The sequence below is a fragment of the Streptomyces sp. URMC 127 genome, assembly GCF_051386535.1.
GTDB lineage: Bacteria > Actinomycetota > Actinomycetes > Streptomycetales > Streptomycetaceae > Streptomyces.
Genome location: NZ_JBPQTW010000033.1, coordinates 1 through 24,974 on the forward strand (window position 1 = coordinate 1; position 24,974 = coordinate 24,974).

Annotated in this window: 18 protein-coding genes; 9 read left to right on the plus strand and 9 right to left on the minus strand. The window is 72.4% G+C overall.

Annotated features, from left to right (window positions below):
• Positions 1-327: 327 nt before the first annotated feature.
• Positions 328-3,456 carry an endo-alpha-N-acetylgalactosaminidase family protein gene (locus tag ACSNOH_RS10725; RefSeq protein WP_436721029.1) on the minus strand — a complete coding sequence of 1,043 codons (3,129 nt, stop codon included), beginning with the start codon at positions 3,454-3,456 and terminating at the stop codon, positions 328-330.
• 91 nt (positions 3,457-3,547) lie between these two features.
• Here ACSNOH_RS10725 and ACSNOH_RS10730 point away from each other — a divergent pair, with 91 nt between their 5' ends.
• Entirely contained in the window at positions 3,548-3,925 is a 378-nt protein-coding gene (locus ACSNOH_RS10730) for a VOC family protein (protein ID WP_436721030.1), read from the plus strand.
• An 18-nt stretch (positions 3,926-3,943) separates the two neighbouring features.
• Here ACSNOH_RS10730 and ACSNOH_RS10735 read toward each other — a convergent pair whose 3' ends face one another.
• Positions 3,944-4,849, minus strand: coding sequence for a hypothetical protein (locus ACSNOH_RS10735; protein WP_436721031.1), 906 nt, complete (start codon positions 4,847-4,849; stop codon positions 3,944-3,946).
• A gap of 257 nt (positions 4,850-5,106) precedes the next feature.
• Here ACSNOH_RS10735 and ACSNOH_RS10740 point away from each other — a divergent pair, with 257 nt between their 5' ends.
• The 4 genes from ACSNOH_RS10740 (at position 5,107) to ACSNOH_RS10755 (ending at position 8,963) form a co-directional block, all read left to right on the plus strand.
• The gene (locus tag ACSNOH_RS10740) at positions 5,107-5,916 is read left to right on the plus strand and encodes a S1 family peptidase (RefSeq protein WP_436721032.1); all 810 of its coding nucleotides are present in this window, start codon (positions 5,107-5,109) and stop codon (positions 5,914-5,916) included.
• A 278-nt stretch (positions 5,917-6,194) separates the two neighbouring features.
• The gene (locus tag ACSNOH_RS10745; RefSeq protein WP_436721033.1) at positions 6,195-6,992 is read left to right on the plus strand and encodes a hypothetical protein; all 798 of its coding nucleotides are present in this window, start codon (positions 6,195-6,197) and stop codon (positions 6,990-6,992) included.
• Between the two features lie 136 nt (positions 6,993-7,128).
• Positions 7,129-7,806, plus strand: a complete 678-nt coding sequence (locus ACSNOH_RS10750; protein ID WP_436721034.1) for a response regulator — start codon at positions 7,129-7,131, stop codon at positions 7,804-7,806.
• The gene (locus tag ACSNOH_RS10755) at positions 7,803-8,963 is read left to right on the plus strand and encodes a sensor histidine kinase (RefSeq protein ID WP_436721035.1); all 1,161 of its coding nucleotides are present in this window, start codon (positions 7,803-7,805) and stop codon (positions 8,961-8,963) included. Before ACSNOH_RS10750 ends, ACSNOH_RS10755 begins: the two co-directional genes overlap by 4 nt.
• A gap of 53 nt (positions 8,964-9,016) precedes the next feature.
• Here the strand turns inward: ACSNOH_RS10755 and ACSNOH_RS10760 are convergent, their stop codons facing one another.
• Together ACSNOH_RS10760 and ACSNOH_RS10765 are read right to left on the minus strand one after the other, a co-directional pair.
• Positions 9,017-10,093: a glycoside hydrolase family 113 gene (locus tag ACSNOH_RS10760; RefSeq protein WP_436721036.1), complete on the minus strand. Its 1,077-nt coding sequence runs from the start codon at positions 10,091-10,093 to the stop codon at positions 9,017-9,019.
• Complete coding sequence (locus ACSNOH_RS10765; RefSeq protein WP_436721037.1) at positions 10,090-11,910, minus strand: DUF2334 domain-containing protein; 1,821 nt, start codon at positions 11,908-11,910, stop codon at positions 10,090-10,092. Before ACSNOH_RS10765 ends, ACSNOH_RS10760 begins: the two co-directional genes overlap by 4 nt.
• Before the next feature lie 325 nt (positions 11,911-12,235).
• Here ACSNOH_RS10765 and ACSNOH_RS10770 point away from each other — a divergent pair, with 325 nt between their 5' ends.
• From ACSNOH_RS10770 to ACSNOH_RS10785, 4 genes are read left to right on the plus strand one after another with little or no spacing between them, the layout of a single operon-like run.
• Positions 12,236-12,451, plus strand: coding sequence for a hypothetical protein (locus ACSNOH_RS10770; RefSeq protein ID WP_436721038.1), 216 nt, complete (start codon positions 12,236-12,238; stop codon positions 12,449-12,451).
• Positions 12,448-13,704 carry a glycosyltransferase family 2 protein gene (locus ACSNOH_RS10775; protein ID WP_436721039.1) on the plus strand — a complete coding sequence of 419 codons (1,257 nt, stop codon included), beginning with the start codon at positions 12,448-12,450 and terminating at the stop codon, positions 13,702-13,704. The genes ACSNOH_RS10770 and ACSNOH_RS10775 overlap by 4 nt, the downstream gene beginning before the upstream one ends.
• A gap of 47 nt (positions 13,705-13,751) precedes the next feature.
• A complete protein-coding gene (wecB, locus tag ACSNOH_RS10780; protein WP_436721040.1) occupies positions 13,752-14,942 on the plus strand; it encodes a non-hydrolyzing UDP-N-acetylglucosamine 2-epimerase in 1,191 nt (396 codons plus the stop codon).
• Entirely contained in the window at positions 14,939-15,604 is a 666-nt protein-coding gene (locus tag ACSNOH_RS10785) for a family 16 glycoside hydrolase (RefSeq protein ID WP_436721041.1), read from the plus strand. The genes wecB and ACSNOH_RS10785 overlap by 4 nt, the downstream gene beginning before the upstream one ends.
• A 138-nt stretch (positions 15,605-15,742) precedes the next feature.
• On the opposite strand, the gene ACSNOH_RS10790 is transcribed toward ACSNOH_RS10785, so the two are convergent.
• From ACSNOH_RS10790 to ACSNOH_RS10810, 5 genes are all read right to left on the minus strand, one after another.
• Positions 15,743-17,203 (minus strand): glutamate synthase subunit beta, encoded by a 1,461-nt coding sequence (locus tag ACSNOH_RS10790; protein ID WP_436721042.1) that lies wholly within the window; start codon positions 17,201-17,203, stop codon positions 15,743-15,745.
• Positions 17,196-21,749 (minus strand): glutamate synthase large subunit, encoded by a 4,554-nt coding sequence (gltB, locus tag ACSNOH_RS10795; RefSeq protein ID WP_436721043.1) that lies wholly within the window; start codon positions 21,747-21,749, stop codon positions 17,196-17,198. The genes ACSNOH_RS10790 and gltB overlap by 8 nt, the downstream gene beginning before the upstream one ends.
• A 323-nt stretch (positions 21,750-22,072) precedes the next feature.
• Positions 22,073-22,804 (minus strand): VIT1/CCC1 transporter family protein, encoded by a 732-nt coding sequence (locus ACSNOH_RS10800; RefSeq protein ID WP_436721069.1) that lies wholly within the window; start codon positions 22,802-22,804, stop codon positions 22,073-22,075.
• 380 nt (positions 22,805-23,184) lie between these two features.
• The gene (lgt, locus tag ACSNOH_RS10805; protein ID WP_436721044.1) at positions 23,185-24,054 is read right to left on the minus strand and encodes a prolipoprotein diacylglyceryl transferase; all 870 of its coding nucleotides are present in this window, start codon (positions 24,052-24,054) and stop codon (positions 23,185-23,187) included.
• Between the two features lie 83 nt (positions 24,055-24,137).
• Positions 24,138-24,917 (minus strand): DsbA family protein, encoded by a 780-nt coding sequence (locus tag ACSNOH_RS10810; protein ID WP_436721045.1) that lies wholly within the window; start codon positions 24,915-24,917, stop codon positions 24,138-24,140.
• Between the last annotated feature and the right edge of the window lie 57 nt (positions 24,918-24,974).

Genomic DNA, 24,974 nt, shown 5'->3' on the forward strand with positions numbered 1-24,974 from the left:
ACGACACCCTCCAGTCGTGGACCAACGCCCATCGCGCCCGAGGAGGCTGGGTCACGCTGCGGGGCCACGGCGGGCAGTGCCCCGTGCTGGAGGCCGACGCCGAGGCAGACGAGGCCGAGGCGGTGGTGGACGGGGCCGGGGCTGAAGTAGCGCATCCATGTCTGGTACACGGGTCCCGGCCTCCCGCGGTGTCGGCGGCGTGGGCCGATCTTCGCGCATGGCGGTGAGCTTCACCAGAGGCCCGGCGGGCCGGCCGCTGGAAGCCCGGCGGGCCGGCCGCTAGGAGCCCGGCGTGCCGGCCGCTAGAGGCCCGGCGGGCCGGCGCCGCTAGAGGCCCGTCGTGCTGCCCGCTTCGTAGACTGTGAAGCCGTCCAGGACGAACTCCGCCGTTCCGCTGTCGCCCGTCTTGCGCAGCCCCACCCACGCCTCGCCCGTCTCCGGGGCCGTGAACTCGTACGTGTGCGTGGACGGTGTGTGGGCGGCGGGCAGCGGCGTGCGCTGCAGTTCGCGGCTTTCGGGGGTGTCCACGCCGGTGATCCAGGCGTACTGTCCGGCGGTCTCGTTCTCGTAGCGGAAGGTGATGCGGTAGCGCTGTCCGGGCCGGAAGCGGACGGTGTGGGGGACGGTGCGGTAGACGAGTCCGGTGTTCTCGCCGCGGGATTTCAGGGACTGGGTTCCGTCGATGACGTCGTCCACGGCTTTGCCGTTCCAGCCGCGCTGGGTGTAGGGCGCGTGGCGCTGGGCGATGTGGGTGCGGGGGTCGGTGGCGCCGCCGGCGTCGCCTTTGACGAAGGGGCCCCAGCCGTGGGGGACGTGTTCGAAGTCTTCGAAGACGAGGGCGCCCGCGCGCTCGGCGGGCGCCGGCGCGGCGACGACCCGCAGGGCGTCGAAGCGGACGCGTGCGGCGCCCTCGGCGGCGGTCAGGGTCAAGGTGGCGGGCCCGCCGCCCGGCGGCACGGTGAAGCGGGTGGTCATGCGCTGGAAGCGGGTGCCGTGTTTGCGGTCGGCGGCGACGTGGTTGACGGCGGTGGAGGTGTCCGTCCAGTTGGCGGCGGTGACGCCGTCGGCGGTGCGGACCTCGAGGCCGGCCCGGCGCCGCTCCCCGGCGGTGGCGCCGACCTCGACCTGTACGGAGGCGGCATACGTGCCGGGTTTCAGCCGGGCGAGCCGCTGTCCCACCGTGGCGGCGGCTCCGCCGTGGATGACGAGTTCCCAGTCGCCGAGGGGGCTGCGTTCGACGGTCGCGGGGCCGGTGACCTGCCGGCCGTCGAGGTTGCCGGAGTGGAAGCCGGGGTCGTACAGGGGGGTGCCTTCGCCCCAGGCGGGTTCCGGGGAGCGGCCGTGGCCGCGGGTGAGGACGTACGGCTGTCCGGGTGCGGCCTCGATGGTGACGTGGCCGTCGTGGACGGGCAGCTCGGCGGGGTCGGTGCGGCCCTGGTCGGTGAGCCGGTGGAGGACGACCGTGCTGCGGTGGGCCCAGCCGCGCGGCAGCTGCCAGCGGGTGGTGCCGCCTGTGGGGTGGTAGTGGTAGAGCTTGGCCGGGTCGAGGGCCTCGCGCGGCTGCCAGGGCAGGAGGTAGGTGCCACCGCGGTAGACCGTGCGCCCGTCGGTGGTGATGGTCCGCGTGCCGTCGGCGTCGCTCACGGCGGTGCGTGCCGGCCCCTCGAAGGTGATCTCGTGCTCGCCCCAGGTGCGGATGGGGTGGGCCTGCAGGTATTTGGCGGGGAGGTTCTCCGTCCACAGCAGGCGGTGGAAGGGTTCCCAGTCGGTCTTGCCCTGCCAGCCCTCGAAGGTGCCGAGCTTGGGCGTGCCGAGGAGGGGCCACTTGTCGGCGAAGACGTCCTTGTGATGGTGGTGGAGAAAGCGGATGAGGCGGGAGTTGATGCCGCGTGAGGTGTCGGGCCCGTAGTCGGTCTCGTTGGCCCAGTGCGCCCAGAGGCTGGAGCGTTCCAGGCCGTGGCCCCATTCGGTGGTGATCTGCCAGCCCTGGTCGCGCAGGGCGCGCTGGAGCCGGTCGGAGGTCCAGCCGGACTCGCGGTAGACGTCGATGTAGAGGGTGGTGAGGGCGGGGTCGGTCTCGTCGCGCAGCTGCCGGAAGCGGCGGACGATGTCGCCGGAGAGCAGGTCGCGGCGGGCGTCGATCTTGTAGGACTGGTCGAGCCAGTCCCACTGTCTGTTGTCCTTGTCGGCGAGGGTTTCGGAGAAGGCGTGGGCGACGGGGTAGGACTCGGTGGTGTTCACGTGGACGGCGAAGTCGCTGTTCCACTTCCTTCCGGCGCGTAGCAGGGTGTTGAGGTCGGTGAGGCCGCCGGCGCGGGTGTTGTAGTTGCCGCCGTAGTCGGGGTGGGCGGAGTCGTGGCCTTCGGACTGGTAGCCCTTGAGGAGGGTGAACTGGCGCAGCCCGTCCGTGGCGAGGGCGATGCGTTTGACGTTGTCGAGGGTGGCGAGGAAGGGGTTCGTCGCCTGGCTCGCGAAGTTGAAGGGGATGTGGGGGACGACGCGCAGGTGCTGGTCGGCGGCGCCGAGGGGCTCGGTCATGATGTCGCGCAGGGCGATGGCGGCGTCCTGCCAGTCGGCGTGGCCGTCGCCGTTGCGGTCGCGGGTGACGATGACGGTGGCGTGGGGCAGGGGTTCGGTGTCGGTGGTGGCGGCGCCCGCGGCGCGGTGGGTCCACTGGCCGCAGGTGATGCGGGCCTCGGTGCCGTAGGGCCGGGTCCGGGTCTGGCGGCGGAGGCGGCCGTTCTCCCAGGCGGTGGCGGCGTCCGGGCGGTCCTGGACGGTGTTGGCGTCGACGGCGGCGGCGAGCCGGCCGGTGCTGACGACGGCGTAGGCGCAGCCGATGGGCGCCTCGTCGGCGGGCGTGTGCGGGCCGGGGCGGACGAGGGTGTCGCCGTTCTTCGCTTTGTCGAGCTGGATGCGGGCGGCCAGGAGCTCGGCGCCGGGCTGGGTGCTGCGGACGCTGAGCAGGGCGAGGCCGGGGATGCGCAGGGTGCCGATGCGCTGGGCGGGGGTTTCGGTGATGCGGGTGACGCGCCAGTCGACGCGCATGCCGGTGACGCGGATCTCGATGTCGATGCGGGTGCCGCCGCTCAGGGTGAGGGTGTACGCGGCGTGGTCGGCGCGGAGGGTGGTGGTGACGCGGGGGGTGTGGTCGTGCTCGTCGATGAGGAGGGTGGTGACGGGGTCGTCCTGGCCGTGGATGACGTCCTGGGTGGTGCGGTCGGTGTAGGAGATGACGTAGGGGAAGGCGGTGGCGACGCGTACGTCGAGGGCGGTGGAGCGCAGGACGGCTTCGGCCGGGGGTGCGGCGGCGCGGGCCGTCCCGGTGGACCCGGTGGTGAGCCCGGTGGTGAGGGCGGCGAGCCCGGCGGCACCCGTGGCGACCACGGCGCGGCGGGTGGGGGTGTGCGGGGCGGTGTCGTCCACGCTGCGCTCCTCCTGGGTACCGGTGGCCACGGGATCACAGTGGAGCGCGAGGGGCGTGGCGCCCATGGACAAAAGAGGTACGGGTGTTGGACTCCTGTCCGCGGCGGGGCAGGATCGGTTCGTGATCGCGAAGCTGATGTATCCCGTCATCGACTGCCCGGACCCGGCCGCGCTGGCCGGTTTCTACGGCCGGATCCTGGGCTGGGAGGCGGACGCCTCCGACCCGTCCTGGGTGGTGCTGGCCTCCCCCGCCGGGGAGCGGATCGCCTTCCAGGAGGCGAAGGACCACCGGCCGCCGCGCTGGCCGGACCCGGCGTTCCCGCAGCAGTTCCACCTGGACTTCGCGGTGGGCACGCGCGAGGACGCGGAGCGGGCGCGCGGCGAGGTGACCGGGCTCGGGGCGGTGTTCCTGCACGACAACGGCGGTGAGGGGAAGGGCTTCCTGGTCTTCAGCGACCCGGCGGGGCACCCCTTCTGCCTCTGCTACGGGCAGTCCTAGTACGGACGTACGACCGGGTCAGGTGTCGCACTCCAGCACCGACCGGCACAGGCCGCACCGCACCCGTACGCTCCCGCGCACCGGCACCCGGATGCGCTGGTGGCAGGTGGGGCACGGGAAGCTCACCCGCAGCGGGTCGTGGCCCTCGAAGGCGTAGCCCCAGCCGGAGGGGGCGCTGCGCCGGGCGTTCTGGACGGCGCGGCGGTCGCGGGCGTAGCGGTGGCGGCCGAGGCGTCCGGCCGCGGCGAGCGGGGGGCGGCGGCCGTCGCGGCGTGCCTCCGCGAGGCCTTTGGTGTACGCCTCGTACGCCTGGGGGCTGGTGAACCAGGGGGAGGGGTCCTCGCCGAAGGCGAGCGCGCGCTTGGCGAGGACGTAGCCGAACTCCTCGGGGGTGAGGTAGCCGAGCTTCTGCGTGGAGACGGCGGACTCGCGGTAGGCGTCGAGCAGCAGCCAGCCCGAGCCGAGGTAGGCCGCGGCGGTGTCGGTGAGGACCTCGTTGTCGCGGGTGCCGGGGAAGGCGAGGCCGAGGCGGTGCAGGTAGACGTGCATGACCTCGTGGGAGAGGGCGGCGCCGATGTCCTTGCGGTGGGTTTTGAAGCGGGAGTTGAGCTCGATGAAGTACTCGGGCCCGGCGGCGAGCTCGACGCTTCCGGCGTGCCGCATGTCGCGGAAGCTGACGATCATGCGGGCGTCGGGCAGGCGCAGGTGGCGCACCATGGCGCCGGCGACGCGCTGCACGCCGAGGTAGGGGTTCTCGTCGTCGTCGAAGGCGACGTCGGCCGGGGGCACGCTGAGCTCGAAGGTGTGCACCGTGTCGTAGGAGAGGCGCTTGTAGAGTGCGGTGATCGCGGCGCGGACGGTCTCGATGTGCGGGTAGCCGTGCACGATCTCGACGCCGTTGCCCGTTCCGGTCCCGGTGCCCACGCGTGACCACCCCCTGGGGTCCCCCTGCCGGCCGCTGCGCCCGTCGTCTCCACTGTACGGGGGGTGTGCCGCGAGGCGGCAGTCCTCGGCGCCGGTGGCGGGGCTGCGGGAGGGGCTGGCCGAAACGGGGTGCTTGTCGCACGTTCGTTCGCTGCTCATAATCGCACCGCGCAGCGAAGGCTCGATTCCGGTAATCGGACGGCCGGATTGTCATGAGCCTGCCATTCGCCGCGTAACCTCCCACGAAAGGAAGACCCTTGCGCACCTTCCTCTTCACCGGCACGCTCAGGAGAACCCTCGCCGCGGGTGCCGCGGCCCTGGCCGCGCTCACGCTCGCGGCCGGCACCGCCCTCGCCGACGGCCCGCGCGACCCCCGCCCCCACGAGGGCGTCGTCGGCGGCACCCCCGCCCAGCAGGGCGAGTTCCCGTGGATGGTGCGGCTGTCCATGGGCTGCGGCGGATCGCTCTACACCCAGCAGATCGTCCTCACCGCCGCCCACTGCGTCAGCGGCAGCGGCGCCAACACCTCCATCACCGCCACCGCCGGGGTCGCCGACCTGAGCTCCTCTCAGGCGATCAAGGTCAAGTCCACCCAGGTCATCCAGGCACCCGGCTACAACGGCTCCGGCAAGGACTGGGCGCTGATCAAGCTCGCCCGGCCGGTCGACCTGCCGACGCTCAAGACCGCCGACACCACCGCGTACAACAACGGCACCTTCACCATCGCGGGCTGGGGCGCGGACCGCGAGGGCGGCGCCCAGCAGCGGGTCCTGCTGAAGGCCACCGTGCCCTTCGTCGACGACACCGCCTGCCAGCAGGCGTACGGCAACCTCATACCCGGCGAGGAGATCTGCGCCGGATACCTCGACCAGGGCGGCGTCGACACCTGCCAGGGCGACTCCGGCGGCCCGATGTTCCGCAAGGACGGCGCGGGCGCGTGGGTCCAGGTCGGCATCGTCAGCTGGGGACAGGGCTGCGCGCGGCCCCACTACCCGGGCGTCTACACCGAGGTGAGCACGTTCGCGGCGGACATCAAGAGCGCCGCGGCGAGGCTGGGCGGCGCGTGACCCCTGCGGGGTGCTTCTTCCTGCCGTACGTGCGGGGACCCGGTGATTCCGCCGGACCCTCGCCGTCGCGGCTGATCACCGCCGCGGCGGAGGGAACGTACCGGCCCGGCACCGCATGAGTACGCCGCACCACTCGCTGCGCCGTACGGGCGGCACCGGCCGCCCGTACGGCCCAATCACGCACCCGCTTCCGGCACCCGCCCGCACGACTCCGGTATGACGTGGGCGGGCCTTCGTCATCCTTTCGGCCGAGGCGAGAATGGTCGGACAGTCGAGGTGTGAGCGCCGTGAAGGCCCGTAACGTGAAGGTCGTGGTCCGCCGCCCGGCGGCCGCAGCCGAGCCGACCGTTACGGAAAGGGCCCCCGTGTCCGCCAAGCACCGCATCGCCGCCGCCACCGTCCTCGCCGCCGCCGTCGGCGCGGTCGCCTGGCCGACGGCCAGTGCGTTCGCCGCGGACGCCCGCTCCGCCGCCGCGGGCGGCAGCGACAGCGGCTCCGGCCGCACCGCGGTCGTCCGGCAGGTCCGGCTGCCCGACGGCAGCCGGGCGCAGCTGGCCTCCGGCGAGCGCGGCACGACGGTCACGGTGACCAAGCACGGCAAGCAGCGGCGCGTCATCGACGCCTCCCGCCCCGCGGCCGACATCGACCGGCTCCACCTGCGCATCCTGGGCGGGGACACCCGCAAGCCGACGCTGCGCGCCTCCCTGGACGGGGCCCAGCTGACGAACTACTACGACTTCGCCTCGGGCGCCCTGCGGCACACCCCCGACGGCGCCGAGCCCACCGCGGTCCGTGGCAAGGGCACCAAGCCCGCCGGCGGCACCACCACCGGTTCCGGCCATGTCGTCACCGTGCGCAACAGCGGCGAGCCCCAGGCCTCGCCCCGCCCGCGCGTCCTGCACGCCGCCTCCAGCAACCCCGTCAAGCGGGTCGTCGAGGCGGGCGAGGTCATCAAGGGCCGGCACGACATCGGCGCCCCGGCCCTCGCGGGCGGCGCCTGCCTGCTCGCCCTGGGCGGCGGTGCGTACGGCGTGCGCCGCCTCGCCGCCCGCCGGTCCGGCCGCACGGAGGCCTGACCCGCGGTTGCGGCGGCCCGCGGCCCCGGCTGACATGGAGGGGCGCGGGCGGCACCGGAGAGCCCCCGTACGGCGGGTCATGCCGCAGGGCCGTGCGGTACGGCCGGCACAGCACGAGGAACCGCAAGGAACGAGTATGGCGATCACCGTGGTCATCGCGGACGACCAGGAGATGGTCCGCACCGGCTTCCGCATGATCCTGGAGAGCCGGCCCGACCTGGAGGTCGTCGCCGACGTCGTGGACGGCGAGGCCGCCCTGGCCGCCGTCGAGGAGCACGAGCCCGACGTGCTGCTCCTGGACATCCGCATGCCCAAGCTCGACGGCCTGGAGGTCACCCGCCGCCTGTCGGAGCGCGCGGCCGCCCGGCCGGAGCTCGGCGGGCGCCCGCGCATCGTCATCGTCACCACCTTCGACCTGGACGAGTACGTGCACACCGCGCTGCGCAACGGCGCCTCCGGCTTCCTGCTGAAGGACGCGAGCCCCGCCATGCTCGTCGAGGCCGTGCACGCGGCAGCCGTGGGCGACTCCCTGATCTCGCCCGCCATCACCGTCCGCCTCCTGCGGGACATGGCTCCCGGCAGCCCGGCGGGCCCGGTGCGGGCCCCCGCCGAGCCGCTGACCGACCGCGAGGCCGACGTCGTGCGCTGCCTGGCGCGCGGCGCGACCAACGCCGAGATCGCCGCCGAGCTCTTCGTCTCCCTGTCCACGGTCAAGACGCACCTGGCCAACGTGCAGACGAAGCTCGCCGCCCGCAACCGCGTCGAGATCGCCGCCTGGGCGTGGGAGAGCGGGCTGGCCGCGGGCGGGACGTGACCGGACGGGCCGGGTGGGCCGGCTGGGCCGCCCGGCACCCCCGGTGGGCGGTCGTCGCGAAGGGTGCCCTGGGGGCCGCGCTGCTGTGCCTCGTGGCCTTCGAGGGCAGCACGCTCGCCCGCCGGCCCAGCGAGCCGCACGCCGTCGTGCTCGCCTCGGGCGTCCTGGTGTGCCTGTGCGCCGTGCCCTACGCGTGGATCCCTCTGACCGTGCGGGCGGGCGTCGCGGCCGGGGTGTCCCTGACCGCCTCCGCCGTCCTGATGATCGGGCCGCATCCCCGCGCCGTGTGGGGCATGGGTGAGGGCATCGCCCTGCTCGTCCTGCTCACCCTCGTCGTCAGCAAGTCCCGGGACCGCGTCGCGAGCGTCCTGGGCCCGCTGCTCGCCGTCGCCGTGGTGGCCGCGCCCATGCGCGACCTCAACCCGGAGTGGTTCACGGCCCTGTTCTCGATGCTGCTGGTCGTCGTGGGCACGTACTCGCTGCTCCTGCGCGGCCACGCCGCCCGGCGCGTGCGGGACATGGCCGCCGTCCGCACCGCCGAGCGCCTCGAGCTCGCCCGCGAGCTCCACGATCTCGTCGCCCACCACGTCACCGGCATTGCCGTGCAGGCCCAGGCCGCCCGCTTCACCGCGCTGGACGGGCCCGCGGCGGCCGGGGCTTTCGAGCGCATCGAGACCTCCGCGGGCGAGGCGCTCGGCGCGATGCGCCGCCTGGTGGGCGTGCTGCGGGAGGGGGAGGCGGAGACGGAGCCGGTTGCCGGGCTGCCCGAGGTGCGCGCCCTCACCGAGGCGTTCGCGCGCACCGGTCCGCCCGTCGTCCTCTACGTCGAGCAGGGCCTGGAGGACTGGATCCCCGCCGAGGTCGCCGCGGGCGTCCACCGCGTGGTGCGCGAGGCCCTCACCAACATCCGTAAGCACGCCGCCGACGCCACGGCCGTGCGGATCGGCGTGCGCGGGGTGCCGGCGGGCGTCGAACTGCGCATCGCCGACGACGGCCGGCACGCGGCCGGGCTCCCGGAGAAGGCCCGCGGCGGCGGCTTCGGCCTGGTGGGCCTGAGCGAGCGGGCGAAGGCGATGGGCGGAGTGCTGCGCGCGGGCCCGGCGCCGGAGGGCGGCTGGGAGGTCACGGCCCTGTTCCCGGTGGACCGGAGACGGTAGGCGGCGCCCGCGCGCAGGCCGGGGGTGCCCGGCCGGCGGAGGGGCGAGCTCCCTCACTCCTGGGCGCCCCAGCGCTTGCGCAGCACGCTCTCCGCCGGTTTGCCGTGCGGGGTGTAGGCGAGCCGGCGCGGTGTTTCGCCGGCGCCCGGCCAGTCGTCCCACATCCACCAGCAGACCCCTGCCCACCAGGGCTGTCCGTCGAGGGCGGTGAGCAGCGCCTCGTAGGCGGCGGCCTGTTCGTCCTCGCCGGCGTTCTTGCTGACGGTCCAGGAGTAGGGGGCGGTGGTGGTGCCGCGCTGGCTGACGTAGCCCGCTTCGGTGAAGAGGATCTTGCGGTGGTGGCGGGCGGAGAAGGCGGCGAGTTCGCCGGTGATGGGCTTCCAGGCGGCGCGGAGGCGGGCGGTGTCGGCGGTGGGGCGGTCGGCGAGGGGCCAGTAGGCGTCGATGCCGATGAGGTCGAGGTCGTCCCAGAAGGGGACGGTGCGGTATTCGTCGTAGTTGGCGGCGTAGGTGAGGGTGCCGTGGTAGCGGGCGCGGACGGCGCGGATGACCTTGCTCCAGCGGGTGCCGTCGCGGGAGGTGCCGGCCAGTTCGGTGCCGACGGCGAGCTGTTCGGCCTTGGTGGCGGCGGCGAGTTCGGCGTAGTGGGTGATGAAGTGCTCGTACGCGGTGAACCAGGCGTCCGGGTCGGCGGGCCGGATGCCGGCCCGGTCGCCGCCCTTCGCGAGGTCGACGTGGGGTTTGACCATGACCTTCAGGCCGGTCGCGTGGGCGAGGCCGATGATGTGCCGCAGGGCGTCGTCGTCCGCGGTCTCGCCGGTGGTGTGCATGCCGGCGTCGGTGGTGCCGTCCTGGTACCAGGTGGGGGTGAAGGTGACCCAGCGGGCGCCGGTGGCGGCGATCTGGCGCAGGTAGGGCGCGGCGTCGGGGCCGGCGTAGTCGCCGGTGTTCCAGGAGGGGAGGGTGATGCCGCGCATTCCGGCCGCCCTTGCGCTGCCGGTGGGGGCGGGCGTGGTCTCCTCGCCGGAGTCCGGGGTCCGGTCCGGGCCCGGGGAGCAGCCGGTGAGGCTTGCGGCGAGGAGGAGGGCGGCTGTGAGCAGCGCTCCGGCCGCCCTCTTCCCGGCGTTCACTTGTTCAGGTCCGTGGGGCCGGTGAAGGTGTAGCCGAGGGCCTTGATGCCCTCGATCGTCTGCTGGAGCGGCGCCACCGGGTAGTAGGGGTGGTAGAAGAAGCTGGCGACGCCGTCGCGGACGGCCAGGTTGGCCTTGGCGGAGGCGATGAGGTCGGCGGGGAGCCGGGGCGGGTGGTTGTTGTACGCCTCGGGCTCGTAGTTGCCGATGTCCTCGGGCAGGACGGTGGTGCCGTAGACGTCCTTGACGGCGTACGGGAAGAACTGGCCGATGTAGCGGCTGGTGTCCGGTGTGCCACCGGTGAGCGTGCCGGCGAAGTACAACGAGCGCTCCAGGCGTGCGGAGTAGTTCTGGCCCAGGACACGGTAGTCGGTGGCGGAGGCGGCGTAGTGCGGAGTGGTCCACAGGGCCGGTTTGGGCAGTCCGGCGGCGGCGAATCCGGCCAGGGCCTGGGTGACGCGGCTCTGGGCCCAGGCGGTGGAGTCCTCCGCGGGCGGTCCGTCGAGGATCACGTTGTCCGCGGCGTCGACGTGGGCGCGGAAGAACTCGAAGTCGTCGCCGGTGACGCCGTTGTAGGGGTTGTTCGCGGTGCCGTACTGGTGGGTGTAGCCGTGGTTCATCAGGACGGCGCCGCCCGCGAGCATGTTCTTGAGTTCGGTGACGACGGCTGGGGCCTGCGCGAGGGTGATGGTCTCGGGGACGCCGTTGTTGTAGACGCCCTTGGGGTCGGTGTAGACGGGGATGACGTTGATCCCGTAGGGGATCTTCTGGGACTTGAGGTAGTTGGCGATGGCCCGCAGCTCGGCCGGGTCGGACTTGGGGCTGATGTCCTCCAGGCGGACGAAGGCCCGGTGGCGTTCGGCGGTCCCGGGTGCGAGGGCGTCGAAGAGGAGGTCCTCGAAGACGATGACGCGGTCGCTCTCGGAGACGTAGGCGAAGGGGATCTCGCCGAGGTAGGTGAGGTTCGCGGAGCGGATCGCCCAGGGGCTGGTGGCGCCGGAGGTGCCGTCCTTGGCCACGGCGAGGGTGGTGACGGCGGGGTAGCCGGGGCCGGTGACGATGGCGGGGTGGAGCACTCCCCCGTCCTGGCCTGCGGGGATCTTCCGGGTCAGTTGCTGGTTCTTGTACGTGACCTGGTTGATGTTGCCGACCGAGCCGCCGGTCTCGTAGAAGGAGTTGGTGGGGTCCCAGCCGTACTTCTGCTTGAACTGTGTGACGCCCACCGCGCCGGCCATGTTCCAGATGTTGGCGCCGATCCAGGTGACGGGGCGGCTGGTGGCCATGGCGTCCTGGTAGAAGGCGGCGGGGACGGCGTCGGGGAGGGTGCCCCCGTAGTAGGTCGAGCCGAGGTAGACCGTGGCGGTGTACTGGTTGACCATGCCGGCGGTGTAGGCCGAGACGGGTTTGGCGGTGACGGTGCCGAAGTGGCCGGCGAGGTTGGCGGTCGCCATGGCGTAGAGCTCGCCCAGCTGCCCGTAGGGGCCGGCGGTGTCGTAGAGGACGAGGGCCGAGGTGCCGGCGGGTGCGGCGAGCGCCGCTGCGGTGGTGACGGCCTTCGTCACGGGGGCCGGGGTGACCGTGAGGGCGCCCGTGCGGCGCAGGCGGTCGTTGGCGAGCTGTGCCCTGGCGGCGGCGGTGAGGTCCTGCTTGCTCTGCGGGGAGAGCGCGAGCGGGTTCACGGCGTCGGTGCTGCGCGCGGGCTTGGATATCGCGGCCCCGGCGGGCCAGGAAAGCAGGACGCCGCCCAGCAGGGCGGCGAGGAGCATGGCGACGGCGGAGATCCGGAACTTCCTGGATCTCCCTCGCTTCTTTTGCATGGAATTCCCCCTGATAACGCAAAGGTCGCCACCCCTGCCGTTCTTACAGGGGCCCGACAGTCCGCAGATTCTTCTGGCCGGGATGGATGCATGTCAATAGACAAGTTCGGTCCCGAGCGGGCAGTTCCGTTCAGGAAAATTGGTGCAGACCAGAAATCACACGCGTCACATCCGGCCACGATCAGGCATAACGACCGGTAGGTTCTTCGAATTTGAGATTCCGCTCCAACAATAGCCACCAAGTCCGACAGTAATACTCGTCAGATCTGATACCTTCCCTGCGCATGCCTTGCCTCGCATCGAGGCGACATACGGGGGAGAACTCATGTACGGAAAACCCGCTCTGGGATCCGTCCTGCCCATGGCCGGGCTCACCGTGGCACCGGAAGTGCTGCCGGGCATTCCCTTTGCCAGGGGACTGCAGGAAGCCGCCGGGGCCGGATTCCTGCTCTACTGCGCGACCGCCCTCACCCTCATAGCCGTCAAGCTCTGGTTCGCCGTCCGCGCCGCAGTGGACCGCAGCCCGGGCGGCCGGCCTTGACCGGCGCGGTCCTGCTCGGATCCGCCATCGCCATCATCGTGATGGCGGGCTGCTACAACACCACGATGTTCCTGCTCTCCCGCCGCCGGATGCGCCGCGTCCGGGGCCCCCGCCGGAAACGCCTGTACGTCTTTCTGCTCGCCTGCCTGAACGAGGAAAAGGTCCTCGCGGAAAGCCTCGCCCGCATCACCGCCCTGCCCGCAGGCAATTTCCTGGCCCTGGTGATCGACGACGCCTCCGACGACGGCACCGCCGCCATCGCCCGCGCCGCCGACCCCGAGCGCGTCCGCCTCCTGCAGCGCGCCCTGCCGAACGCCCGCCGCGGCAAGGGCGCCGCCCTCAACGCCGGAATCCGCCACCTGCGCGAGTCGGGCCTCATGGACGGCTACGACCCGCACGACGTCATCGTCTGCGTCGTCGACGCCGACGGCCGGCTCGACGAACACGTGGTCCAGTCCGTCGACCCCTTCTTCGACAATCCGCGCGTCGGCGCCACCCAGGTCGGCGTACGCATGTACAACCGCGACCAGGGCCTGCTGGCCCGGCTCCAGGACATGGAATTCGTCATCTACGGCGACATCTTCCAGTGCGCCCGGCGCTACATCGGCAGCGTCGGAATGGGCGGCAACGGACAGTTCATGCGGCTCGCCGCGCTCGACTCCCTCGCCGCCCCCGGCGGCGAGGGCGGCCCCTGGAGCGACTCGCTGACCGAGGACCTCGACCTCGGCGTCCGTCTCATCGCCCGCGGCTGGACCAACCAGCACTGCACCGCCGCCGCGGTCTCGCAGCAGGCCGTGCTCGACGTCCGCCGCCTGGTGCGCCAGCGCTCCCGCTGGTTCCAGGGACACCTGCAGTCGGCGGGGCTGGTGCCGCTGATCCTGCGCTCCGTCCCCACCCGCGCCGCCGTCGACCTGCTCTACCACCTCTCCAGCCCGGTCCTCATCCTGCTCACCTCGCTGCTGCCGCTGTCCTTCCTGGTCGCGGTGGCCGGTACCGCCATCGGCTCCGTGCAGGCCGGGCGCCCGCTGATCACCCCCATGTGGATCATCGGCCCGTACCTGCTCTCCTTCACCGCGGCCTACGCGTACGGCTTCGTCTACCGCCGGCGCGAACGCCGCCTCGGGCTCGTGCGCTCGATCCTGCTGTCGCACGTCTTCATCTTCTACGGCTACATCTGGTTCGCGGCCGGATGGTGGGGGCTGTGGCGGATGCTCACCGGCAAGCAGACGTGGCTGAAGACCGCGCGCACCTGAAACCACTCCCACTCCGCTCGCTCGTCAGGCCCTTCCCAGGGAGAACCATGTCCGCTGACCTCATCACCGCGCCCGTACGCGCCATGCTCGTGCTGGGCACCCGACCCGAGGCCATCAAACTCGCGCCCGTGGCACGCGCCATGGCGCTCTCCCCGCTCTTCGAACCGCTCGTCGTCACCACCGGCCAGCACCGCGAGATGCTCCAGCAGATGCTCGGCCTGCTGCGCGTGCCGGTCCACACCCAGCTCGACGTCATGCGCGACCGGCAGCAGCTGTCCACGCTCACGGCCCGCCTCGTGGACGGCCTCGGCGAGGTGGTCCGCGCCGAGCGCCCCGACCTCGTCGTCGTCCAGGGCGACACCACCACCGCCCTGACCGGCGCCCTCGCCGCGTTCTACGAGCACATCCCCATCGCCCACGTCGAGGCCGGGCTGCGCACCGGAGTCCTCGACAACCCCTTCCCCGAGGAGCTCAACCGGCGCCTCATAGGCCGGATGGCGCGCTGGCACTTCGCCCCCACGCAGCGGGCCGCCGACCACCTGACGGCCGAGGGCGTCCCCGGGGCCGAGGTGTTCACCACCGGCAACACCGTCATCGACAACCTCCTGTGGGTGCTGGAGGAGGGCACCGGCCGCAGCCTCTTCCGCACCCGTCTGCGGCGCGTGCTCGTCACGCTGCACCGCCGCGAGAACCAGGGAACCGTGATGCGCGCCATGGGCCGGGCCCTGCGGCGGCTCGCCGACCGGGGCGACGTGGAGATGGTGCTGCCGCTCCACAAGAGCCCCGCCGTCCGCGAGGCGCTCCTGCCCGAGCTGGCCGGCCACCCGCACATCGAGATCGCCGAGCCGCTCGGCTACCTCGACTTCTCCGCCACCCTCGCCGCCTGCGACCTGGTCCTCACCGACTCCGGCGGCATCCAGGAGGAGGCCCCCACCCTCGGCAAGCCCGCCCTCGTCCTGCGCACGACCACCGAGCGCCCCGAGGCCGTCGAGGCCGGGGCGGCCCGGCTCGTGGGCACCGAACCGGAGTCCATCCTGGAGGCCGCCGTCCACCTTTTGGATGATCCTGCCGCGTACGCGCGGATGGCCACGGCGGGCAATCCCTTCGGGGACGGCCGCGCCACCGACCGCATCATCGCCCAGCTCGCGGAGGACTTCGGCGCCGACGCGGAGGACGGCGATACCGCCGAACTGGTCACCACCCGCCCCGAGGGGCCGGGGTCATACTCGACGGCATGACGAGAGTTCAGCGGCTGCTCGGCCTCGCACTGCTCGCCGCCCTCGCGGTGGCGGGCGCCGCCCTCGCGGTGAGCAGCCTCTGGTCCGGTGACGAGGAACCGGACCGGCCGTGGGCCGAGGGATCGGTCCACGGCCCGTGGCGGTCGGTCTTCGACGGCCACGGCGAGAACATCGGCCGCCACGACGGCCTCTTCCTCTCCCCCCGGCCCTCCCGCGTGCCGGACGAGACCCACGCCGGGCTGATCGTCTCCACGGAGCGCTTCGAGGACGTGGACTTCGAGGCGCGCATGCGCACGGTCGCCCAGCTGCGCACGCCCGCGCCCAACCCGTGGGAGGTGCCGTGGCTGCTGTGGGCGTACTCCGACCCCGAGCACTTCTACTACATCACCCTCAAGCCGAACGGCTGGGAGCTCGGCAAGCGCGACCCGGCCTACGAGGGCGGGCAGCGCTTCCTGGCGACCGGCCAGGGGCGGTTCCCCGTCGGCGCGTGGTCGCTCGTGCGGGTGGCGCAGCGCGGGGCGCGCATGGAGGTGAGCGTCGGCGGCCGGGGGCTGGTCGCCTACGAGGACCGGGAGCGCCCGTACCGGGAGGGCAGCGTCGGGGTGTACACGGAGGACGCGAAGGTGGAGTTCCGCGATCTGCTGGTGCGCCGGGCCGGCTAGGGCGCAGGACTGCGCGGCGCCTGCCGCCTGTGGTCGGGGTGGGGCAGGCGCCGCGAGCTCTTTCCGCCGGGCGGGCTGGTGCGCCGGGCGGATTCTTTCCGCCGGCGGGGTCTCCCGCCGGGCGGGCTTTCCAGCGGGTCAGACCGCCAGGGCGCGGTCCGTGGGGCGGACCGGGGCCGGCAGGGTGCTGGTGCCGGTGAGGTAGCGGTCCACGCCGCGGGCGGCGGAGCGGCCTTCGGCGATGGCCCAGACGATGAGGGACTGGCCGCGCCCGGCGTCGCCGGCGACGAACACGCCGGGGACGTTGGTGGCGTAGTCGGCGTCGCGGGCGATGTTGCCGCGGGCGTCCAGCTCCAGGCCGAACTGCTCGACGAGGCCGTTCTGCCGGTCGGTGCCCGTGAAGCCCATGGCGAGGGTGACGAGCTGGGCCGGAATGCGCCGCTCGGTGCCGGGCTTCTGGACGAGCTTGCCGTCGGTGAACTCGACCTCGACCAGGTGCAGCCACTGGACGTTGCCGTCCTCGTCGCCTTCGAAGTGCGTGGTGGAGACGGAGTAGACCCTCTCGCCGCCCTCCTCGTGGGCCGAGGTGACCTTGTAGAGCATGGGGAAGGTGGGCCAGGGCTGGTTCGCGCCGCGCTCCTCCCCCGGCCTGGGCATGATCTCCAGCTGGGTGACGGAGGCCGCGCCCTGGCGGTGGGCGGTGCCGACGCAGTCGGCGCCGGTGTCGCCGCCGCCGATGACGACGACGTGCTTGCCCTCGGCGCTGATCGGGGAGACCGTCAGGTCGCCCTCCTGCACCTTGTTGGCCATGGGCAGGTACTCCATGGCGAAGTGGATGCCCTTGAGGTCGCGGCCGGGGACGGGCAGGTCGCGGGAGGTGGTGGCACCGGCGGCGATCACCACCGCGTCGTAGCGCCCCCGCAGCTTCGCCGCGTCGATGTCGCGGCCGATCTCCACCTCGGTGCGGAACTTGGTGCCTTCCGCGCGCATCTGCTCGATGCGGCGGTTGATGTGCCGCTTCTCCATCTTGAACTCGGGGATGCCGTAGCGCAGCAGTCCGCCGACGCGGTCGGCGCGCTCGTAGACGGCGACGGTGTGGCCGGCGCGGGTGAGCTGCTGGGCGGCGGCCAGGCCGGCGGGGCCGGAGCCGATGACGGCGACGGTCTTGCCGGAGAGCCGCTCGGGCGGCTGCGGGGTGACGTCGCCCGCGGCCCACGCCTTGTCGACGATGGTGACTTCGACGTTCTTGATGGTGACGGGCTGCTGGTTGATGCCCAGCACGCAGGCGGCCTCGCAGGGGGCGGGGCAGAGCCGGCCGGTGAACTCGGGGAAGTTGTTGGTCGCGTGGAGCCGCTCGCTGGCCGCCCGCCAGTCGTCGCGGTAGGCGTAGTCGTTCCACTCGGGGATGAGGTTGCCGAGCGGGCAGCCGTTGTGGCAGAAGGGGATGCCGCAGTCCATGCAGCGGCCGGCCTGCTTGCCGATGATCGGCAGCAGGGAGCCGGGGACGTACACCTCGTTCCAGTCGCGGACGCGCTCGGCGACGGGGCGGGTCTCGGCGACCTCGCGCCCGGTGGTCAGGAAGCCCTTGGGGTCAGCCATTGGTCGCCGCCTCCATCATCTTCTCGTGGGTCTCCGTCTCGGAGAGACCCGCTCGCTCGGCGGCGTCCTTGGCGGCGAGCACTGCCTTGTAGGTGGCCGGGACGACCTTGCGGAAACGGCCGGCTGCGGTGTCCCAGTCGGCGAGGAGGCCGGCCGCGACGGTGGAGGCGGTCTCCTCGTGGTGGCGGCGCACGACGTCGTGCAGCCACTGCCGGTCGGCGGCGTCGAGGGGTTCGACGGCGGCGGCCAGCTCCTTGTTGACGTTGTCGGGGTCGAGGTCGATCACGTAGGCGACGCCGCCGGACATGCCGGCCGCGAAGTTGCGCCCGGTCTCGCCGAGGACGACGGCGCGGCCGCCCGTCATGTACTCGCAGCCGTGGTCGCCGACTCCTTCGGAGACCACGGTGGCGCCGGAGTTGCGGACGCAGAAGCGCTCGCCGACGCGGCCGCGCAGGAACATCTCGCCGCCGGTCGCGCCGTAGGCGAGGGTGTTGCCGGCGATGACCGAGTACTCGGCGAGGTGGTCGGCGCCGCGGTCGGGGCGGACGACGATCCGGCCGCCGGAGAGGCCCTTGCCGACGTAGTCGTTGGCGTCGCCCTCCAGGCGCAGGGTGATCCCGCGGGGCAGGAAGGCGCCGAAGGACTGGCCGGCGGAGCCCGTGAAGGTGATGTCGATGGTGTCGTCGGGCAGGCCGGCGCCGCCGAAGCGCTTGGTGACCTCGTGGCCGAGCATGGTGCCCACGGTCCGGTTGATGTTGCGGATGGGGACCTGGGCGCGGACGGGCCGGGCGTCCTCGGCCGAGGGGACCGCCAGGGCGTCGGCGGCGAGCTCGATGAGCTCGTTGTCGAGGGCCTTGGCCAGGCCGTGGTCCTGCTCGGTGGTGCGGTGGCGGACGGCGCCCGGGGGCAGCTCCGGCACGTGCAGCAGCGGGGCGAGGTCCAGGCCCTGGGCCTTCCAGTGGGTCACGGCCCGGCCGGTGTCGAGGAGCTCGGCGTGGCCGACGGCCTCCTTGAGGGTGCGGAAGCCCAGCTCGGCGAGGAGCTCGCGGACCTCCTCGGCGATGAACTCGAAGAAGTTGACGACGAACTCGGCCTTGCCGCTGAAGCGCTCGCGCAGGACGGGGTTCTGGGTGGCGATGCCGACCGGGCAGGTGTCCAGGTGGCAGACGCGCATCATGACGCAGCCGGAGACGACGAGCGGGGCGGTGGCGAAGCCGAACTCCTCGGCGCCGAGGAGGGCGGCGACGATCACGTCGCGGCCGGTCTTCAGCTGGCCGTCGGTCTGCACGACGATGCGGTCGCGCAGGCCGTTGAGGAGCAGCGTCTGCTGGGTCTCGGCGAGGCCGAGCTCCCAGGGGCCGCCGGCGTGCTTGAGCGAGGTCAGGGGCGAGGCGCCGGTGCCGCCGTCGTGGCCGGAGATCAGGACGACGTCGGCGTGGGCCTTGGAGACGCCCGCCGCGACCGTGCCGACGCCGACCTCGGAGACCAGCTTCACGTGGATGCGGGCCGCGGGGTTGGCGTTCTTGAGGTCGTGGATGAGCTGGGCGAGGTCCTCGATGGAGTAGATGTCGTGGTGCGGGGGCGGCGAGATCAGGCCGACTCCGGGCGTGGAGTGGCGGGTCTTCGCCACCCACGGGTACACCTTGTGGCCGGGCAGCTGGCCGCCCTCGCCGGGCTTGGCGCCCTGGGCCATCTTGATCTGGATGTCGTCGGAGTTGACCAGGTACTCGCTGGTCACGCCGAAGCGGCCGGAGGCGACCTGCTTGATGCTGGAGCGGCGCTCGGGGTCGTGGAGGCGCTCGGGGTCCTCGCCGCCCTCGCCGGTGTTGGACTTGCCGCCCAGCCGGTTCATGGCGATGGCGAGGGTCTCGTGGGCCTCGCGGGAGATCGAGCCGTACGACATGGCGCCGGTGGAGAAGCGCTTGACGATCTCGCTGACGGGCTCGACCTCGTCCAGCGGAACGGGCTGCCGGTCGGTCTTGAGGGAGAACAGGCCGCGCAGCGTCATCAGCCGCTCGGACTGCTCGTTCACGCGCTCGGTGTACTGCTTGAAGATGTCGTAGCGGCGGGCGCGCGTGGCGTGCTGGAGCCGGAAGACGGTGTCGGGGTCGAACAGGTGCGGCTCGCCCTCGCGGCGCCACTGGTACTCGCCGCCGATGTCGAGGCGGCGGTGGCTGGCCGCGATGCCGGTGGCCGGGTAGGCCTTGGCGTGCCGGGCGGCGACCTCGCGGGCGATGACGTCCAGGCCGGCGCCGCCGATCTTGGTGGCGGTGCCGTGGAAGTAGGTGTCGACGAAGGTCTCGTCCAGGCCTATCGCCTCGAAGACCTGGGCGCCGCGGTAGGAGGCCACGGTGGAGATGCCCATCTTGGACATGACCTTCAGGACGCCCTTGCCGAGGGCCTTGATGAGGTTGCGGATCGCGTCCTCGGGCTCGATGTCCGTGAGGAACGTCCCGGCCCGGACGAGGTCCTCGACGGACTCCATCGCCAGGTAGGGGTTGACGGCCGCGGCGCCGTAGCCGATGAGCAGGGCGACGTGGTGGACCTCGCGGACGTCGCCGGCCTCGACCAGCAGGCCCACGTGGGTGCGCTGCTTGGTGCGGATGAGGTGGTGGTGGACGGCGGAGGTGAGCAGCAGCGAGGGGATCGGCGCGTGCTCGGCGTCGGAGTGGCGGTCGGAGAGGACGATGAGGCGGGCGCCGTCGGCGATGGCGGCGTCGGCCTCGGCGCAGATCTCGGTCAGGCGTGCGGCCAGGGCGTCGCCGCCGCCGGTGACGCGGTAGAGGCCGGAGAGGGTGACGGCCTTCAGGCCCGGCATGTCCCCGTCGGCGTTGATGTGGATGAGCTTGGCGAGCTCGTCGTTGTCGATGACGGGGAACGGCAGGGTGACGCTGCGGCAGGAGGCGGCGGTGGGCTCCAGGAGGTTGCCCTGCGGGCCGAGGGAGGAGACCAGCGAGGTGACGAGCTCCTCGCGGATGGCGTCCAGCGGCGGGTTGGTGACCTGCGCGAACAGCTGGGTGAAGTAGTCGAAGAGCAGCCGGGGCCGCTCGGAGAGCGCGGCGATCGGCGAGTCGGTGCCCATCGAACCGATCGGCTCCGCACCGGCCTTGGCCATGGGGGCGAGGATGACGCGCAGCTCCTCTTCGGTGTAGCCGAAGGTCTGCTGGCGGCGGGTGACCGAGGCGTGGGTGTGCACGATGTGCTCGCGCTCGGGGAGGTCGGCCAGGTCGATCAGGCCGGCCTCCAGCCACTCGCCGTAGGGCGCGGCGGCGGCGAGCTCGGCCTTGATCTCGTCGTCCTCGATGATGCGGTGGCGCTCGGTGTCGACGAGGAACATCCGGCCGGGCTGGAGGCGGCCCTTGCGGACGACGCGCGCCGGGTCGATGTCGAGGACGCCGACCTCGGAGGAGAGCACGACGAGGCCGTCGTCGGTGACCCAGTAGCGGCCGGGGCGCAGGCCGTTGCGGTCGAGGACGGCGCCGACGAGGGTGCCGTCGGTGAAGGTGACGCAGGCGGGGCCGTCCCAGGGCTCCATCTGGGTGGAGTGGTACTGGTAGAAGGCGCGGCGGGCCGGGTCCATGGAGGCGTGGTTCTCCCAGGCCTCGGGGATCATCATCAGCACGCTGTGCGGCAGGGACCGGCCGCCGAGGTGGAGGAGCTCCAGGACCTCGTCGAAGGAGGCGGAGTCGGAGGCGTCGGGGGTGCAGACGGGGAAGATGCGCTCGATGCTCTTGCCGTCGGCGCCGAAGAGGTCGCTGGCCAGCTGCGACTCGCGGGCCCGCATCCAGTTGCGGTTGCCCTGGACGGTGTTGATCTCGCCGTTGTGGGCGACGAAGCGGTACGGGTGGGCGAGCGGCCAGCTAGGGAAGGTGTTGGTTGAGAAGCGGGAGTGGACCAGCGCGATGGCCGTGGCGAAGCGGCGGTCGGAGAGGTCCGGGAAGAACGGCTCCAGCTGGCCGGTGGTCAGCATGCCCTTGTAGACGAGGGTGCGGGCGGAGAGCGAGGGGAAGTAGACCCCGGCCTCGCGCTCGGCGCGCTTGCGCAGCACGAACGCCTTGCGGTCCAGGGCGAGTCCGGTGCTCTCCCCGTCACTGACGAAGAGCTGGCGGAAGTCCGGCATGGTGGCGCGGGCGCTCGCGCCGAGCAGCTCGGGGGCGACGGGGACGGTGCGCCAGCCGAGGACGGCGAGGCCCTCCTCGCGGGCGATCGTCTCGATGGACGAGACGGCGGTGTCCGCCTCCGCGGGGTCCGCGGGCAGGAAGGCGATGCCGGCGGCGTACGCCCCGGGCTCGGGGAGGGCGAAGGCGACGCTCTCCCGCAGGAAGGCGTCGGGGACCTGCAGCAGGATGCCCGCGCCGTCGCCGGAGTCCGGCTCGGAGCCGGTGGCGCCGCGGTGCTCCAGGTTGCGCAGGACGGTGAGCGCCTGTTCCACGAGCGCGTGGCTCGCCTCGCCGGTGAGGGTCGCGACGAAGCCGACACCACAGGCGTCGTGCTCGTTCCGCGGGTCGTACATTCCCTGCTGGGCGGGGTGGGATGCGGATCGCATCGGCGGCTCCCGTCGTCGTCTTGGCCGTCCTGGCCGGGTGGCCAGTGCAGGTGCCGAGGGACGACGTTGGCCCTCTGCGGAAGAGAAGTTGGTGCAGGTTACATGATGGGGTGCTTCCCGAAAAGTGGAAGCACCGGTTCAGCATGTGGACACTGCGGGGTGATGCGGCGAGCTGCCGGAAGCCTCGGGGATCGCCCGGCCCGGCGGCGCCGGACACAGCAAGAGCGGGCGGCGTTGCCCGCTGCGCTCCCGGATTGTGCCCGGTCGTCGAGGGCCTGAAACCGCTCCGTCATCCGTACGTTATGCGGGACCCCGCATAAGCATTATCCGAGGGCGGTGCCGAAGGCAATACCGAGGGCGTAAGTCACACCCGCCGCCGCGGCGCCCAGGAACAGCTGGCGCAGGCCGCTGTACCACCACGAGCGGGCCGTCACCCGCGCCACGACGGCGCCGCAGGCGAACAGGCCGAGCAGCGCCAGCAGCACGGCCGGCCACAGGGCCGTGGCCCCCAGCAGGTACGGCAGCAGGGGCAGCAGCGCGCCCAGCGCGAACGAGCCGAACGACGACACGGCGGCGGTCATCGGCGACGGAAGGTCGGAGGGATCGATGCCGAGCTCCTCGCGGGCGTGGATCTCCAGCGCCTGCTCCGGGTCGCGGGAGAGCTGCATGGCGACCTCCATCGCCAGTTTGGGCTCCACGCCCCGCGACTCGTAGAGCGCGGCCAGCTCCGCCAGCTCGTCGGCCGGGTGCTTGTGCAGCTCGCGGCGCTCCACGTCCAGCTCGGCGAGGACGAGCTCGCGCTGCGAGGCGACGGAGGTGTACTCGCCGGCGGCCATCGAGAACGCGCCGGCGGCGAGGCCGGCCAGGCCCGCGATGACGATCGTCTCGGAGGAGGCCGATCCGCCCGCCACGCCCGCCATGAGCGCGACGTTGGAGACCAGCCCGTCCATGGCACCGAACACCGCGGGGCGGAGCCAGCCGCCGTTCACGTCGCGGTGGGTGTGGTTGTCGCGGTGCGCTATGTGCGGTGCCGCGACGGCTTCCAGGACAGACATCTCCGGTTCGCTCCCTTCGCCGGGGCGTGACGGCTTGCCCGTGCGCCCCCCGATGGCTTCGAAGGTACGCACGAACACGATGATCCGCTAGCAAGTAAGGCCTTGCTGACCTGGCAGAACGTACGCGTTGAGGCCGGTTCGGCACCGCCGGTGACCCCGGTGGGGGTTACGCGCCGCGGCGGCGGGGGCTTCTTGCCTGCCGGCGACGGTCGCCCTGCGGGCTCGGGCCCGTTCGGCACCGCCGGGCTCCCCGGTGGGGGCTGATCGCCGTCGCGGCGGGTCTTTCTTGCCTGCGGCAAGTGGTCGCGCCGCAGGCGCGAAAAACCCGCCGCGGCGGCGATCAGCCACTGCGGCGGGTTCCGGCGGTGCCGAGCGTCCCGTCAGACCTTCTTCTTTTCGGGGGACGCGTCCTCCGCGGGCGCGTCACCGTCAACCGCCGGTTCCACCACGCGCTCCCGGCCAGGGACCCTCTTCGCGGAGATGATCATGTAGGCGACAGCCGCCACGAACACCACGATCGACGTCCAGCCGTTGAGCCGGAGCCCCAGCACGTGGTGCGCGTCGTCGACGCGCAGGTACTCGAACCAGAAGCGGCCCACCGTGTACGAGGCCACGTACAGCGCGAACGCGCGCCCGTGCCCGAGCGTGAAGCGGCGGTCCGCCCAGATCACCAGGGCCGCGACCAGCAGGCACCACAGCGACTCGTACAGGAACGTCGGGTGGTACGTGCCCGCCACCCGGCCGATCGCCGGGTCCGCGTCGATCTTCAGCGCCCACGGCAGGTCCGTCGGCCTGCCGTAGAGCTCCTGGTTGAACCAGTTGCCCCAGCGGCCGATCGCCTGGGCCACGGCGATGCCGGGCGCGAGGGCGTCCGCCCAGGCCGGCAGCGGGATGCCGCGGCGCCGGCAGCCGATCCACGCACCGACCGCGCCGAGCGCGACCGCGCCCCAGATGCCGAGGCCGCCCTCCCAGATCTTGAAGGAATTGACCCAGTTGCGGCCCTCGCCGAAGTACAGCTCGTAGTCGGTGATGACGTGGTAGAGCCGGCCGCCGACGAGCCCGAAGGGCACCGCCCAGACGGCGATGTCCGCCACCGTCCCCGCCCGTCCGCCGCGGGCGATCCACCGCCGGTTGCCCAGCCAGACCGCCACGAAGACGCCGATGATGATGCAGAAGGCATAGCCGCGCAGCGGGACCGGGCCGAGGTGGAGCACGCCGGTCGAGGGGCTGGGAATGTATGCGAGTTCCATGACATCCCCGACGCTACCCTGCCGGGGCGACGGAACGGCAACCCACCCGGCGCAACAGCTGCGTAACGCCCCTGCCCGCCCGCTCAGCCCTTCGCGGCCTCGGCCACCATCTGCCGCAGCTTGTCCGGCGTGAGGGGGTTGGCGGGGTCGCCGTAGATGCTCTTGCCGTTCAGCAGCACGGTCGGGGTGGCGCGGTAGGACGTCTTGCCGAAGGCCTCGTGGGACTTCTTCACCCAGCTGTCGTGCGTGCCGTCGTCCACGCACGTGCGGAAGGCGGGCGTGTCCAGCCCGGGCACCTGGCCGGCCAGCTCCAGCAGGCGCGCCTTCTTACCGAAGGCGTCGTCCGTCTCCGGCGGCTGGTTCTTGTAGAGCAGGTCGTGGTAGGCGGAGAACTTCCCGCCGTCCTGGGCGCAGGCCGCGGCGTTGGCGGCGTTGAGCGAGCCGCTGCCGCCGAGGTTGGCGTCGATCAGGGTGACGATGTGGTACTCGGCCTTGAGCTCGCCCTTCTGCTCCAGCTGGTTGACCGTGTCCCGGAAGCCGTTCTCGAACTGCGCGCACGCGGGGCAGCGGAAGTCCTCGTAGACGACGAGGGTGGCCTTCGCGGCGGGCTTGCCGACGGGGATGGTGACGCTGTCCTTGCCGGTGGCGCCCTGGGGGGCGACGAGCGGGCCGGCGGCCTCCTTCTTCTCGCCGCCCGAGCTCGCGACGACCGCCGCGATGCCGGCGCCCGCGCCGAGCACGGCGACGACGGCCGCGGCGGCGATCAGCGTGCGCCTGCGCCTGCTCCGGGCCTCTTCGCGCTGCCGCTGTTCCTGCAGCCGCTCGCGGGCGCTGCGCTTACCGTCCGAGTTCTTCTGGCTCACATCCCCCTACAACGAACCGGGGGCGCGCCGCAGCGCGCCCCCGCTCGCCGGTTCCTT

Bases quoted from the DNA above. Each gene is read 5' to 3' on its own strand.
- ACSNOH_RS10750 (WP_436721034.1), top strand. From the start codon at position 7,129: ATGGCGATCACCGTGGTCATCGCGGACGACCAGGAGATGGTCCGCACC.
- ACSNOH_RS10765 (WP_436721037.1), bottom strand. From the start codon at position 11,910: ATGCAAAAGAAGCGAGGGAGATCCAGGAAGTTCCGGATCTCCGCCGTC.
- ACSNOH_RS10770 (WP_436721038.1), top strand. From the start codon at position 12,236: ATGTACGGAAAACCCGCTCTGGGATCCGTCCTGCCCATGGCCGGGCTC.
- wecB (WP_436721040.1), top strand. From the start codon at position 13,752: ATGTCCGCTGACCTCATCACCGCGCCCGTACGCGCCATGCTCGTGCTG.
- ACSNOH_RS10785 (WP_436721041.1), top strand. From the start codon at position 14,939: ATGACGAGAGTTCAGCGGCTGCTCGGCCTCGCACTGCTCGCCGCCCTC.
- ACSNOH_RS10790 (WP_436721042.1), bottom strand. From the start codon at position 17,203: ATGGCTGACCCCAAGGGCTTCCTGACCACCGGGCGCGAGGTCGCCGAG.
- gltB (WP_436721043.1), bottom strand. From the start codon at position 21,749: ATGCGATCCGCATCCCACCCCGCCCAGCAGGGAATGTACGACCCGCGG.
- ACSNOH_RS10800 (WP_436721069.1), bottom strand. From the start codon at position 22,804: ATGTCTGTCCTGGAAGCCGTCGCGGCACCGCACATAGCGCACCGCGAC.
- lgt (WP_436721044.1), bottom strand. From the start codon at position 24,054: ATGGAACTCGCATACATTCCCAGCCCCTCGACCGGCGTGCTCCACCTC.